The sequence below is a fragment of the Sporosarcina sp. FSL K6-5500 genome, assembly GCF_038005665.1.
GTDB classification, from domain to species: Bacteria; Bacillota; Bacilli; order Bacillales_A; family Planococcaceae; genus Sporosarcina; species Sporosarcina psychrophila.
In genome coordinates this window covers 2,028,978-2,043,425 of sequence record NZ_JBBOTP010000001.1, presented here as the reverse complement: position 1 = coordinate 2,043,425, position 14,448 = coordinate 2,028,978, and the positions used below count along the sequence as shown (strand labels likewise).

Here is a 14,448-nt window from a genome sequence, read left to right as displayed (position 1 = left end):
ATCGGTTCCTCCAGTCACTTACCGAAATTTTTCATACTGTCCTGTAGCTGTGCAATCCGTTTCATGCCATCTTCCCTTGTACGTTTGTTTTCATCTTCAATAGCTCTCGTTTCCTCGAGCCCTTTCACGATTGTGCTCCAACTTTCTTCAATCGTTTCAATTTTAATACTCGGACCACCTGCAGTACGGGCAATTTCCACACTTTGCCTAGCGATATTCTGCGAGTTTTTTAGTAGCATTTCATTGGTCCTTTTATCAAGTTCGTCCATAGAATCCGCTACAAGTTTTTGACGTTTCGCAGCAACTGCTTGGATAATGCCGTTTTTAAATATTGGAATCGTTGTAATGAATGCCGAATTGATCTTCCCAATAAGTTTCGTGTTTCCGCGTTGTAGGACCCGGAGCTGGGGTGCTGTCTGCAACGCGACCATTCTTGCCATTTCAAGGTCATAGACCCGCTCTTCAAGCGACTGTATCGCATTATTCATAGTATCTAATTCCATCTGCGCTAATTGATCGCCGCCTGCTGATCTTTGTTCAAGACCTGGAACGAGCGCCCGCAGCTCTTCAGCTTTAATCTGCCCAGCTACAACATACTTTTCAAGTGCCATGTAATAGTTATAGTTTTGGTCATACATTTCGTCCATATTGGTCGTTGAACGAATCATTTCGTCTTTATACTTTGAAATTTCGATGTGTATGCCTTCGATTTCCTTGCCGAGCGTTTGGTATTTGCCGAACACTTTTTCAATTAATTTATCTCCACGCTTGAAAAACTTGCCCAAAAAACCTTTTGGCTCGTCAAAGTCATTTTTATCGAATTTATCCATCGTTTTCCCAAGTTGTTTCAACATCTCGCCTGAATCAGTTACACTCGATGAACGCATGGAAGCCAATATGCGATCAGCAAAAGTGGAAATTTCAACGGCCGGTTCTTTCCCAAATTCTAATAATCCGGTCTGGTTTCTAGTATCGATTGACCGGACTAAATTTTGAACCTCTGGATCCTGTCGTAACTGTAAGCGTAGTGCTTCCGCTTTGTTTTCCGTCAATACTTCCACTTCATAATTCTTTGTTTCTTCCATGCCATTCAATCCCTTCCGTTAAAAAGTCGATTTAAAAAACCGCTTACAATTGATGCATCCTTTTTATTCTCCTGAAAGGATAGATCGAACACCATGTCTTCCAGCATATGATGATCAAAATATTCTTTCCCAATAAAGTGCTCCAGATCATTGTGACCGGGTGGATTATATAAGATAATATCAAGTCCAATTTCATTCAACAGTAACAGTAATGCTGCATCTGCCCTAGACAAAATACCATTAACTTCATTGTTATATAAAATCACTTTTGGAACCTCTTGCGCATAATCAAACGTTTGCAAAAGATTGATCAATTCTTCCGGTATGGAAGTTGCCTGTGTGAACAAATAGAGAGAGACTTGTTCCGGTGTTTCCCCCGGTTGTGCCTTCATTTTCGAATGGGCGCAAATCCTTGAAATGGCCGCCGCGAGTCCTAGTTGAGCACCGTCATGTAGTTGACCGTACTGCCACCAGTTGCTTTGCATCATTTTTTCCGGGACCAAACGACCATCTTTGCCAAGTGCATGCTGGTAATGATATTGGTTATTCGCTTTCGTTTCTTGTATGAATGGGAATTTTTTCACTACTACACAATTCGGTTGGCTAGTGAGCCGATGCATTTTATCCCAATATTCTTTTCGGCTGGTTGAAACGCCGGAAACTTTCGCGAACAATGCGGGTATCTTCACTTCATCCCCATTGGCAGAGAAATTTGGTCGTATAAATGCCTTTTCTTTCGCCAATAGAAAAATCTCGTCATATGTCGTTTTTAATGTAACTGCCACGGGGAGATGGTTGCGGAATTGCCATGGCTTATAATAAGCAGAACCTTCATGGTGAAGTACGTGATCGATTTCTTTCGAAGCACGGTATGCGACTGTCCCTTGTCGTTTCGGTTCTTCTTGCGGAAAAGGTTGGATTTTCATGGTGGTCGGATATTCCGTCAAGAAGGACCAGTTGTTGTCAGGATCAAGCTCTTTAAAATCGTCTTTTCCTTCCGGATGAAGAATGACAACATCCATTCCCAATAAGATTGTATAGAACAGAAAATACATCTGACTTTTGTTCATATCGCCGTACCAGATAATGTGTGGGATATCCTTATCGATCGGTGTTCCCTTGACCCATGGATCAATATGATTCCACGTCCATTTGATGATATCAAGAAAAACTCGTCGGAATTCCGGATGATGAAATGCACCCGCATGATTTTTCTTGAATAGTTCAAATACCTCAATGAGTGTTGACCGGATTAATCTATTGAAATCAGGGTCTTCGCCATACTTTGGAAGCAGTTGTGCCCCCTCCAAAAAAGCTACAAAGCGGTTAATCGATAGATTCGGTTTTTCCTGAATAAGATCATAAATTCGCTGGATGGCTTGAAATCGTTCTGGTGGCATGTTCTTATCAAGTGTTTCAGATAATACATACACACCAGGGGCCTGGCTCGCTGTGTATAATTCAATCATATATTCTGTTTCATCAAAACCTGATCCGACAATACGTGTAGCAATCTGACTGTATTGTATACGTTCTTCTCCCAATTGATAATCAGGGCGGGTAGCAATTGGCTTGCTGAGTTCGGTTGCCCAATTCGAGTATTCAACCTTCTTAAGTATCAGTTTCCTTATCATCTTCACTCCCCCCAATCACCTATTTTTTTGCGTCAATGGAAGGGGCGTAGTCCGATATCGTCAACGGATTCCAGGAGTTAATTGGAGACGCTTCGAAAGAATAGCTTCAATGATTTCCTCCGATGCCAAAATCCCTGTTTTTTGTGTCAGTCCTAGATGACCAAATTTAGCTGCCGCTTCCCCGTGCCGTGGTATCAGACCAAACTCCGCCTGTTCAATCAAGCAGACATCCAAATTGGAATCCCCTGCCGTATAAACCGTTTGCTTTCCTTCTTTTTTTGCAACATAGTCCACCGCATCCCATTTATTGATGAATGATGGAATGAAGTAAACTTTTCTGCCTTGAACTGAAAATGCCCAGTCATGCGCTGCCGCCCACTGTGAATAATAATTGATCCGCTCAGCTGATAGCGGTGGGTCAATAATCAAGTACACAAAAAATCGCTCTACCACACGAATGGATTTCAACCAAGACGCATCCGCAGTCTCTTCTATTTTCCGCTTCACATCATCCACTGAAGCGGTACTTCCATCTATTTTAGTACGGATATAATCCTGCCAGTGCGTATCTATATGTCCATCTTTCAGCACAACGCCGCCATTACAAGTAATCGCGTATGTAGGACGTATTTCTTCATGAAATAGTGAGACTCGATTATACTGTTCAATTGTTCTTGTCGTTACAGGAACAAACATCATCTCATCGGACAGTTCGCGTAATAGCGCAATCGCTTTTTCTGTCATGAATGAAATGTCTCTTCCATTATATACTTCAATATTACGAACAGATACATTCAAGGTTTCCTCGCCAAAGCGCCGGTTCGAATAAATAAGTGTTCCATCTAAATCGCTTGCGAACATCATACTTTTTTCTCCAACGGTTTGATAAGTCCACAACAAGTATAAGTCATCTGTTCATAAACCTCCACAGGTACAGCTCTTTCCTTTGCAAGTTGGAAAATATGTTTAAGCCGCACATCGTTTAAATCCTTAACTAATATCTTCCATGGTAGACGTCGTAAAAGAACACGTGTCGTCTCTCCAACACCAGGTTTGATGAGATTCACATTTTCAATGCCGTAGTGCTTCTGAATTGATGCAATTGTTTTCATTCCCTGCCATGTCGGGCTCATATCTGTTTTCTTTAAAGCCTCTTTCGCCGCTTCGATTAACGTTGCTGCCGCTTCAAATTCTGCCGTAATGACATCAATATGATGATTCGATACATCTTTATCCTGAAGTTCCGAATAGAATTTCGCTCCGTGGAAATCCGTCGCTCCTATCCAGCGGCTGTTCAGAACCGTTCGGCTAACTAGGCCTGATACTGTTGAATTCAAACAGGCGCTTGGGATTAGAAAGTCCTCCCGCGTCCCATATAAGGAAGAGCAGTGACCCGGATCCGCCAATACAACGAGTTCGTCGTCCAGTAGGATACCATATTTTTCTTTAAACGACTCCACAGACTTTGTCAGCTCCATAGATATCGCACCTTTACCAGTCCAACCGTCGACAAAAACGACGCGCTTATCAGGATGTTGACTCGTAATATACAGCATCGCATTTTCATCGATGCCACGTCCTCGAATGATCGATATGCTATAATGCGGTAAATTCAACCCATATACCGCATTAATATAACGTTTCATCAAGATACCTATCGGCGTCCCAGCCCTCGCAAGGGAAACAAGAACAAGTTCCTTCCCTTTTTTCTCAATGAGGAGTTCCGAAACTGCGCCGACCGCTGTTGCTACTTTTCGCTTTGAAGTATTGAGTGACTCGTAAAAAAGATTTAAATAGGCTTCGGTTGGCTCATATTCAATGGGAAGCATTTCCGAATAATGGGCGCCGCCTTGAATAGCCTCTTCCCGTTCATTCAGGCTTCTTTCAAGGCTCGCATCTGACAGATCTTTCAATAGAAAAACGACATCTTCAGATGAATAACTTCCAGTCACTGTTTTAGTCATTTGTTGCATTTTCTACTCACACCTTTCAAGTGAAGTCTACAATATAGATTGCAGGTAATCCTTTGAACTGGCGTAATATCGGTTCAAGCCTGTTGTCATCTATAGGACGTTCGAAAAATAAAAAGACTTCATCGTATTCCATGTCGGATACATTATATGCATAATTCATAGTTGCTGGATCTTCAGGACTTTCAAAAGCCATTCGACTTTTTATCGGATAACCTTCTCGGTCAATTGGGAATATCGGGCTTCTCGTTGTTGAATGATAAGATACACCTTCGCCCATGTAAACAGCCGTTTTCATGGGGATATGCATGAATTCCCCAGTACCTAAACATAATGTCCGTTTTCCTGTCCGATACTTCCTCAAATATTCTCCTGCACTCTGACAGTATGCTTCAACATCCTCTTTGTTGTCCGACGAGATACCGAATCTACCAGTCAGAGACAAATAACTTGAATCATTTTTAAATCCAAAAGAATCAATTGAAGAATAAGGATAGTGAGGAAGAGGGATAGGCAATGACTTCAGACTGATTCTCTCAAAATCGGGAACTTTAACAACCAATTCGTCAATGACACTGGCATCTTCAGCTAAACCAGGTGTGCCTTCTAATTGGATTGTTCCCGTCAATAAAGCATACGTCGTGATGCGTACATCATGCAATTTCTCAAATGCCTTCAATCGTTGCTGATCTTCTACACTTCGCCAGTCCAACAGGGATAGTATTGTGTATTCCTTACGTGGAAAACGCTTTTGAATAGAAGCGATGATATTCAATGCTGTCTTGCCTGTCGTAATTTCATCATCTACCAGACAAATCGAGTGGTCATTATTCAAATACTGTTCCGGTGCATAGCAACGCTGATCTGTAGCGTGGGAATGCTCTTCTTCAAAGTAGAGCGTCACCTCTTCATCAGCAAGCATTTCTCTAGTCGAATGAATGTAGGTAGCATCCGAAAAACAGTCAAAAACGCCATGACCGAGGGCCGTTGCCGTTTCCGCAAAACCGATGAACACAACCGGCTCATCAAGTTGACAGTGTAGTTCCTGTACAATTGAATATGCTGTTTGCAAGTTTTTAGTGGAACCGTCCTTAACTGCTTCGATGAGCTGTTCTTTTCCAGGCATTTGTTTGCTTGTCTTACCTTCATAATAAGCAGAGGCCAGCAATGCTGATGCAATCAAGGGCAGTTGAGGCGGAATAGAAATATGTTTCCCGAGTACTTTACTGACGAATAAAAAAGAACGTTTTTTGTTAATTCTTGCGGCCATCTCATATAAACTTTCAACTGAAAGCTCATATGGATTTTGGTCAATTTGTACATGTACTTGCATGGTTTCGCAAACTTCATGCGTGTACCTACTCGGATAATAAATCGATGAATGTAATGTTTTCATTGTACACCCCGTATATATCAGACTTAATTAACACTTTTTGTGCCCAGTATAAATGGGGCTTAATCTCATTCATTTTGTTCATAAATTCACTTTTGAACACACCTTTTTCACCTGTGGCCTGCTGGAAGATACTAAGTGCGTCCACATATTCTTCCTTCGTGACGACATGCAATGCCTGCACAGGCAAAAGGTGAGACGGATGAATGATTGTTTTCCCAACTAAGCCGTTCGCTCTATCTAGCAACGTTTCCTGAATTAGCCCGTCAAAATCTTTCCGTATCAATTCTTTTCTGAGTAGAAGACCCACTGAACCTGAACTTTCTTGAAATGGCGTCTCACGCAGTTGTGGTTTTAAGATACGACCGTTTGATGAGAAATGTTCCCACACTGGACCCGATACCACGAAACCGTCATGTTGCCTGGCAAATATATTGACAACATCCGTAATTAGCTCATTGACAATGGAAATCTCATAGACAGTCGTCTCACTATCCCTCCTCAACCCGTAAAGTCCACATAAATCCGTAGCACCAATCCGGATATTCAGAATGAAGTCAGCATACCGATCAACTATCTCCTTTAAACTAAGCAACTCTGCCAAGCGACGCTCCTTGTAAAGAACATTCGGCGATTCAAGAATTGGCATACCATATAAAACTGTATTCGCTTGCTCATTCAACTGTCGCAGACCCGATAAGTAGTCCTCCGCATTATCCGATGCAAACTTAGGAAACACAAAGCCTACGAGGTTCTTCAACGAATCACCGAGCCGCTCCCCTATGTCCAGCATCTGTTGTGCACTTCTTACCCGAACAAAAATAAGTGGAGTCGTTTCTTCCGTAAGTCGACCATCCTGAACTGCAGCACTAATTTGTTGCATATGCGTAATCAGTTTATTTTCCGCCCGTTCAACTTCATGATCACCTATTGCATCTTCAAGACAGATCGCTACTGTGACAAGCTCCTTAAATTTGTTGGTAATAATGAGATGGGCTATATCCTCACGGGTTGCTGGCATATACAATAAAGCCCCCAGACTGTATGATAGCCGTTGTTTATCGGTATGCTTCGTAACCGTCTCCGGTTTCCGATAAAATAAATCTTCTAAGCCAATAGCAGCTAAGTCATTAAAATACCTCAATCTGAGCACCAACCTTATTTATTATTCGATTTAGGGTAAAAGAAAAAAGAAGGGGCTAGCCTTCTTTTTTTCTTTGTATTAAGCCATTTTCTTTTTATTCATGTTGTGAACAACGAATGTGGCAATGAACGTAAGGATTAGAATGATAAAGAATACGTAGTGGTGGACGTCAATACCAACAACGCTCAATCCCATTTTAATCGCTATTAACATAATCAGCACATATGCTGACGTTTCAAGTTCTGGTACCTTGTCGATTAACTTCAAAAATACGCCGGCAATTCCACGCATCATCAAGACACCGAGCATTCCTCCAAGAAGAAGTACCCAAATCTGTTCACTGACACCGAAAGCAGCAAGAACACTATCTACTGAAAAGGCGATGTCCATAATCTCTACAGCAGCGATTGTTCCCCAGAATGTACCGAAAAGACGGATTAGAATACCTTCTGTTTTCATCCCTGCAATTTCTTCGTCATTACCTGCCTCTTTAGACTTATCCATAAAGTATTTAATCGCCAACCATGCGAGATAAGCCGCACCTAATGCCTTGACCCACCACAATTTAATGAGGAAAACACCGACCCCAATTGCGATAAAGCGGAAGACATAAGCACCAAGAAGCCCGTAAAACAGAGCTTTTTTTCGTTGTTTTTCTGGTAAATGTTTGACCATGACCGCCAAAACGAGAGCATTATCAGCTGACAATAGCCCCTCAAGTATGATGAGGGTACCGATTAAGCCCCAACTGACTGGATCCGATAATACTTCCACCCACATACCCCAATCAAAAAAAGCGGCATATGTATCGATTATTCCATTAAGTATCTCCATTAGTTCCTCCTGATAATAAAACAATAAAAGACTCCGACCTTTTATCAGCCCGTAAATTTATACTTCTAAACCATAATTCCGGCAAAGTGCCCCTAGCCCTCCAGAGAAGCCACTACCGATTGCATTAAATTTCCAATCGTTACCGTGCCTGTACAGTTCGCAAAAAACAACTGCCGTTTCAATCGAGAAATCCTCTCCTAAATCGAAACGTAGCACCTCTTCTCCGGTCGCTTCATCCGATAATCGAACAAAGGCATTTGATACCTGACCAAAGTTTTGACTTCTTCCTTCTGCATCGTGAATCGTAACCGTAATACCAATGCGGTCAACGTACGCAGGGATTTTAGGGAAATCAACGATTACTTGCTCGTCATCCCCATCTCCTTCGCCCGTCCGGTTATCGCCAGTATGTAGAAGAGCGCCACTCGGATGCTTAAGATTATTATAGAAAATGAAGTCATGATCATTCTGGCAACGATTGCTTGCATCGACAAGAAACGCCGATGCATCAAGGTCAAACTCCTGACCGCCAGAGTATTTATTCGTATCCCAACCTAGTCCGATAACACCTCTTACAAGGCCGGGATTTGTCTTCGTCAAATCGATTTTTTGACCTTTTGATAAAGTAATCGCCATCTGAATCACTCCTGTTTATCATGATTAGAATTCAAAACTTCCATAACTATATAGATTGAATAGATGATTCCATTCAACTCCGCTCCGGCGCTTAGGGGATGCCTCCCGCGCCATAAGCCAGAAAGCCTTCGCCACCAGTCTTACGGCTTCGGCTCCCCCTGTAAGGCGCCTACACTGAAGTTCAAATACAAACCCGATGTCAGCAACTGGCACCGGAAACAACATATATAGTTATATCAATTAATTAAGCTTGTAGTCCGTAGTCCTTAACAAGTGAACCAAGTCCGCCCTGATAGCCGCTACCAATTGCATTGAACTTCCACTCACTACCATGTCTGTAAAGTTCCCCTACAACAACAGCCGTTTCAATAGAGAAGTCTTCGCCAAGGTCATAACGGATTAACTCTTCACCGTTTGCATCGTTGACGATTCGTACATAGCTATTTGAAACTTGCCCGAAATTTTGGCTACGTTGTTCTGCATCATGAATTGTAATTGCGAATGCAATTCTTTCAACTGTAGTTGGTACAGTTGAAAGGGAAACTTTGACTTGCTCATCGTCTCCATCACCTTCACCAGTCAAGTTATCACCAGTATGAACGACGGAACCATTTCCACCCTCAAGGTTATTGAAGAAAACGAAATCTTTTTCATTTGCACATACACCCGCTGCATTCAATAAGAATATAGAAGAATCTAGATCAAAATCTTGTCCACCGTCATATTTATTCGTATCCCAGCCAACACCAACCGTAATATTCGTTAATCCCGGGTTACTTTTCGTCAAATCTACTTTTTGTCCTTTACTCAATGAAATAGCCATTTATGTCATCCTCTTTTCTGTTTTTTATAGTTTATGAGTACCTTTTAACCATTTCGCCAAGACCTGCATCAGATGATCCTGATCCAACAGCGCCGAATTTCCATTCACTGCCGTGACGATAAATTTCTCCAACAGTTAAACTAGTTGAACCTGCATAGTTTTCGGACAGGTTGAATTTAAGTAATTCCTCATTGTTCGCTGAATTCATGACACGGATAAACGCATTTTCTACTTGGCCGAAGTCTTGCTTACGTTTTACACAATCATAAATATTAACAACGAATACAAGTTTGTTAACGTTTGCGGGTACCTTTTTCAAGTCAACAATCACTTGCTCGTCGTCTCCGTCGCCTTCTCCAGTGATATTATCACCAGTGTGCGTTACGCTACCACATTTACTTTTCAAGTTACCAAAGTAAACCAAGTTGTCATTGCTCGCAAACTTATCGTCTTGAAGCATGATAACAGAAGCGTCTATATCCATATTTGTAGCACCGCTACCACCACCACCGAAAAGTCCGCCGAGTAATCCGCCAGCTTTTTTCTGACTTTGAATTGGGTCCCAACCGAGGCCTACTATAATCTTCTCAAGACCTGGATGACCTTTTGTTAAATCAATTTTTTGACCCTTTTGTAAAATAATTGCCAAACCAATCATTCCTTTACATTTTAATGAATTTTTTATCTTTTCGTAAAAACACCATCATTATATATTTTACTACATCTGATACCGAACTACCAAAATGATGATTACCTATAGCATTTTCCACCCTGCAATGCCAAATTCAACTTTCATGAATATTCTAATCGTCATTGGATAATGAATAGTAAACCTCAAAGATGACCTGACGAACCATCCAAACATCTTGGATTCCACAATGCTTGTGTTGACAGCAATATCATATAGCACAGATATTATGCAATAATGACTACTTTCCAGTTCATCACAATCATCTCTTGTTACTAGTACGTACGAACATGCCAAATGGTTTCAAAAAAAAGAAATCCACAGCACTTAAGTTCCTACATCTTCAATGCACTACTCATTTCAAACACATCAAAGACATTTTCCTTAAAAATGAGTGACATGATTTTCCCTTCTTTTTCGTAGAAGTGGATATTCCCTTTTTGTTCATCTTCAAGTTCCGTCCAGCCCCACTTTTTTATTTCCTCCAAGTAGTGCTCCGGCGGTTCTCCCTGCTCCCCGCCAATATCGTTCAACTTGTACTTTGCCGATTTCGAAATTTCCGTCGTACACGCTTCTGGCTTTAGTTCACTCGCATTTTTCGGAACCGGGAAACCATGATTGATAACCGCCATGCGATAGCCCTCTTCTGCGCTATACACATTCGAACAGCCTGCCATCATACCAACAATGAAAAGAAGTATGAGTATCCGTTTCATAGCGTCATCGCCCCTTACAGAAAATTCACAACATATCACTTCTATTTTACTAGATGGATAGTGACTTGTCACGGGACGTATTTGTGACAAAGTAGATGAAATGGTTCATAGCTGTAATCAAGCATAGATTACTTTATGATTATACAATTTCCATCGACAGTCTAATCATATCCCTGCACTGGATACCGTTTTCAATGATCTCTTCCTCGTAGTGATCAACGAAAAAGTCTTTTATAACACCATCGATACGAAACCCAGATTTCTGATAAAAAGCCAATTGACCAATGCTGGAGTTACCCGTCCCAACTTCCAGGAACTTGCAGCCCAACACCTTTGCGGTCTGGATTGCGTCACTCATTAACTTCTTCCCAAGCCCGCGACCATGTATACGCTCATCTACAGCTATATTTATAATCTCCATCGTTGTTATACCTAACTTCACTAGCACATAGACACCTACGATTTCGCCTTCCTCTTCAGCAACACGGCACTCCCCATTAGCTATATACAGCTCTACCTGTTCTCGCGATGGGTCGGCAAGTAGCAAGAGTTCGAAAGGTGGGGCTTCATGTTGTAGTAATTTCCTGATTTTCATTTAGGCACCTTCCTTGCACCTCACACATAATTTTTTCATACGTTGCATGCCAACCTTTATAGTATTTGGAGACGTCTTCAAAGGGGATGAAAATTCTTCTGCTTGATTCATACTTCGCTTCAAAAGGATGTAATTCAGTTATGTCCATTTTGTAAAAAACCTGATAACCCACTTTCGGATAAGGACTGTGTTCATTCCACAACGGATTTTCATTATGGTCGATTTCTATTGAACCGAGGAGTACACAATCTCCCGTTACATAACCTTCTTCCATTGCCTCACGTCTAAAGCACACCTCCGCAGTTTCATCGACTTCAATATGACCGCCCGGAAAATCCCAACCCCGATCATCCAAATCGACCATCAACAGTTGCCCGTCCTTAAAACAGAAGCCATGGACACTCGTGATCAAATCCCTTTCCGGCAAAAAACCACTTTCCCATGTCAGCTTCAGCTTATGGCCCCCCCAATCTACATATGTACTTGTCATATACGGTCTCCTTTCCCCATTGAATACCCTTCAAATAGCCTGCCACCATATGGTTTCAACACTTCATCTGCAAGATCGATAATTGCATCTTTATTACCCGTTTTATAAAATGCATCGAATGCTTGTACAAACGTTCGCGCAAAGTTCTTATCAAATTGATTTAAAGCACGCATAATCCATTTTGACGCACCAATCCATTGAACATTTGTCCGCAAGAAGAATTCATGTATGGCATCGGCAAGTGTATTCGCTATGAAGATTTCTTCCGCACGATTGGTTGAACCAATGAGATCATCGAGCGCATCCGTTATCATATACCGTTTCATTTCTATCGTTTTTATCGACCATACTTCAGGACCTTTTTTCAATAGTTCATTAGCTTCTTCCTTTATTAAAGAAACAACTCCTGAATCGAATAAGATGATTCCTTCAGACACCATTCGCGGCAATGAAGGTCGAGCCCATTCACAGTCTTCCTTAAAAAACACCTTGTAAGACGAAAAGTTATGAACGAACACTTCGATTGGCCATCCATACTCTATAAGCGACTCACGATACGCCGATTCTATCTTTTCATCAAAAACAACGATATCCAAGTCTGATGTTGCTGTTTCTTCGCCCCTGATAACACTCCCCGCAAGCAATGCAGCTTGGCAATCCGCGAAGTGTTCTGTTATAAACCTTTTTGCGGCTTCGACGGGCTGTAATCTACTCCTGTTCATAATCTCACCTTTCTCCTAACAATTTAAAGTTCTATATAAGGAATACACTTTTTCTGCAATCTCAATCGGATGGACATCTAACGATAACAGGTTATCTAACTCAATCCACGTCGACTCATAGGTCCCCCTATCCCTAACTTTCCCGCCAAACTCTTTGCCTTGCCCCGTACCGAATGTCCCCCCAATAACTTCAGCAATGAAAAAGTACTGCACGCCAGTATAATTAACAATTCCAAGGCTATCTTTAATGCTAATATGAACGCCTAATTCTTCAAACGTTTCCCTTATTGCGGCTTGTTCTGGACTTTCCTCGTTTTCAATGCCACCGCCTGGAAAAACATAATACTCTTGTCCTTCTCTAACTCGTTTAATCAATGCAACCACGTCTGTTGATTAACCATTTTCTTGCATAAATAACAAGTTAGGAAGAGGCTTGAAAACCTCCATTTTCACTGGATCATTTCCGGTTCGCTTTCGGCACACTATTCACGATATGATTAACGGGGGAGCGGGTGTGGCTAGAAATGACTTCGTCATTCCTAGCCACACCCTTTTCGGTCATCTTATTGTGAATAAGTACCTGTCGCAAACCTACACTGTTTAAGTGAAAAATGCAGTTGCTTTAGAAGTAAAGAAGAGCATCCTTTTTCACAGGTTATCAGTGCCCGAAGATGCAATTTCGGGCACTCTTGCACGTTATACGATGCGTTCTTTGCTTATCTTTAACAAAGAGTATGCTCCTTATTATGTGATGCCTACTAGAAAGCGACACTTCTTTATTAGTAAAAAAGAGAAAACCATATAGAAAGTTTGAGCCGCCAAAATTGCATCTTTGGCGGCTTTTCTCCAGTTAAGAAGCCAGCTATTCTTTCGTCCCAAAGAGCTTCAGCACTATGTGTACTTATGCATTTGGAGCGCGACGGATGAAGGGCCACCATACGATTACCGAAATAAGTGTGTAGGTATGCGACTTTGTCGCATACCTACACATCCAGACATCTCGGTAATCGTAATAGAAGTCATTCGATCCAAAGCAATCCAAAAACGTAACTACACAAGTAATGCCAGGGGGGATCAATTTTTGGTTATTTTTGGTTAATCAACACGAATGCAATGCAACTTTATTGTTCTCGATGATAACGGAAGAACCCCTATTTCTCATACATCCACACCCGCTTTAGAGAGATACTCAATTAACCAACAATCCCTGTATTCCCCTTCATGCAATTCATTTTTCAGGAGCAATTTCACTTTTTCAAACCCGCATTTTTCATAACAACGAATGGCTCGTTCATTCCACGTTTGTGGGTCCATCACAATCCGGTCCGCGCCTTTTTCTTGAATTAAATAAGCCACCATCGCACGGACAATCTGTGTCCCGACGCCTTTATTCCAATACGCTGATTCCCCGATGAACTGATCCATCCCATAGAGTGTTTCTATTGAGTCGCTGTAGCCATAGGTTTGTCTTTCATCCTCATCGACTTCATAAAACTGGACATAACCTATTGGGCCCTCATCGAATTCAATTATGCAGCGTGTAGCATCGGCTTCTGCTTCGAAAAACTTCTGTTCCACTTTCTTCACATCAAACGGATTATCCCGCCCTTCGTAATACTGCAAAATTTCTGGATCTGAAAGCCATTTGGAAAGGAGGTACTTATCCTTCCATTCCAATTCGCGGATGAGTAGATTTCCTTTTTGAAACAGCATTTCAT

Annotated in this window: 16 protein-coding genes; all 16 read right to left on the bottom strand. The window is 41.6% G+C overall.

What is annotated here, in order from left to right; all coding sequences use genetic code 11:
* Positions 1–14 precede the first annotated feature (14 nt).
* The 16 genes from MKX62_RS09585 to MKX62_RS09510 all read right to left on the bottom strand — a co-directional run bounded on the left by MKX62_RS09585 (position 15) and on the right by MKX62_RS09510 (position 14,443).
* Positions 15–1,085, bottom strand: coding sequence for a toxic anion resistance protein (locus tag MKX62_RS09585; protein ID WP_067205006.1), 1,071 nt, complete (start codon positions 1,083–1,085; stop codon positions 15–17).
* Between the two features lie 5 nt (positions 1,086–1,090).
* Positions 1,091–2,719 (bottom strand): YceG family protein, encoded by a 1,629-nt coding sequence (locus MKX62_RS09580; RefSeq protein ID WP_067205004.1) that lies wholly within the window; start codon positions 2,717–2,719, stop codon positions 1,091–1,093.
* A gap of 60 nt (positions 2,720–2,779) precedes the next feature.
* Positions 2,780–3,583 carry a hypothetical protein gene (locus tag MKX62_RS09575; RefSeq protein WP_067205001.1) on the bottom strand — a complete coding sequence of 268 codons (804 nt, stop codon included), beginning with the start codon at positions 3,581–3,583 and terminating at the stop codon, positions 2,780–2,782.
* Entirely contained in the window at positions 3,580–4,692 is a 1,113-nt protein-coding gene (locus MKX62_RS09570) for a cysteine protease StiP family protein (protein WP_340741307.1), read from the bottom strand. Before MKX62_RS09570 ends, MKX62_RS09575 begins: the two co-directional genes overlap by 4 nt.
* A 16-nt stretch (positions 4,693–4,708) precedes the next feature.
* A complete protein-coding gene (locus MKX62_RS09565) occupies positions 4,709–6,085 on the bottom strand; it encodes a phosphoribosyltransferase family protein (RefSeq protein WP_082786462.1) in 1,377 nt (458 codons plus the stop codon).
* The gene (locus MKX62_RS09560; RefSeq protein ID WP_187046499.1) at positions 6,048–7,226 is read right to left on the bottom strand and encodes an HpcH/HpaI aldolase/citrate lyase family protein; all 1,179 of its coding nucleotides are present in this window, start codon (positions 7,224–7,226) and stop codon (positions 6,048–6,050) included. The genes MKX62_RS09565 and MKX62_RS09560 overlap by 38 nt, the downstream gene beginning before the upstream one ends.
* Positions 7,227–7,304: 78 nt before the next feature.
* A complete protein-coding gene (locus MKX62_RS09555) occupies positions 7,305–8,060 on the bottom strand; it encodes a TerC family protein (RefSeq protein WP_067204993.1) in 756 nt (251 codons plus the stop codon).
* 57 nt (positions 8,061–8,117) lie between these two features.
* Positions 8,118–8,696, bottom strand: a complete 579-nt coding sequence (locus MKX62_RS09550) for a TerD family protein (protein WP_067204991.1) — start codon at positions 8,694–8,696, stop codon at positions 8,118–8,120.
* A gap of 244 nt (positions 8,697–8,940) precedes the next feature.
* Positions 8,941–9,519 carry a TerD family protein gene (locus tag MKX62_RS09545; RefSeq protein ID WP_067204989.1) on the bottom strand — a complete coding sequence of 193 codons (579 nt, stop codon included), beginning with the start codon at positions 9,517–9,519 and terminating at the stop codon, positions 8,941–8,943.
* Positions 9,520–9,550: 31 nt separating this feature from the next.
* Complete coding sequence (locus MKX62_RS09540) at positions 9,551–10,168, bottom strand: TerD family protein (RefSeq protein ID WP_067204987.1); 618 nt, start codon at positions 10,166–10,168, stop codon at positions 9,551–9,553.
* Between the two features lie 374 nt (positions 10,169–10,542).
* The gene (locus tag MKX62_RS09535) at positions 10,543–10,923 is read right to left on the bottom strand and encodes a hypothetical protein (RefSeq protein ID WP_067204984.1); all 381 of its coding nucleotides are present in this window, start codon (positions 10,921–10,923) and stop codon (positions 10,543–10,545) included.
* 139 nt (positions 10,924–11,062) lie between these two features.
* Entirely contained in the window at positions 11,063–11,518 is a 456-nt protein-coding gene (locus MKX62_RS09530; protein WP_340741306.1) for a GNAT family N-acetyltransferase, read from the bottom strand.
* Complete coding sequence (locus MKX62_RS09525; RefSeq protein ID WP_067204979.1) at positions 11,490–12,008, bottom strand: NUDIX hydrolase; 519 nt, start codon at positions 12,006–12,008, stop codon at positions 11,490–11,492. Before MKX62_RS09525 ends, MKX62_RS09530 begins: the two co-directional genes overlap by 29 nt.
* On the bottom strand, positions 12,005–12,730 hold the full coding sequence (locus MKX62_RS09520; RefSeq protein WP_340741305.1) for a nucleotidyltransferase domain-containing protein: 726 nt from the start codon (positions 12,728–12,730) through the stop codon (positions 12,005–12,007). Before MKX62_RS09520 ends, MKX62_RS09525 begins: the two co-directional genes overlap by 4 nt.
* 15 nt (positions 12,731–12,745) lie before the next feature.
* Positions 12,746–13,114: an NUDIX hydrolase gene (locus MKX62_RS09515; RefSeq protein ID WP_340741304.1), complete on the bottom strand. Its 369-nt coding sequence runs from the start codon at positions 13,112–13,114 to the stop codon at positions 12,746–12,748.
* A 774-nt stretch (positions 13,115–13,888) separates the two neighbouring features.
* Positions 13,889–14,443: a GNAT family N-acetyltransferase gene (locus tag MKX62_RS09510; protein ID WP_340741303.1), complete on the bottom strand. Its 555-nt coding sequence runs from the start codon at positions 14,441–14,443 to the stop codon at positions 13,889–13,891.
* Positions 14,444–14,448: the final 5 nt, after the last annotated feature.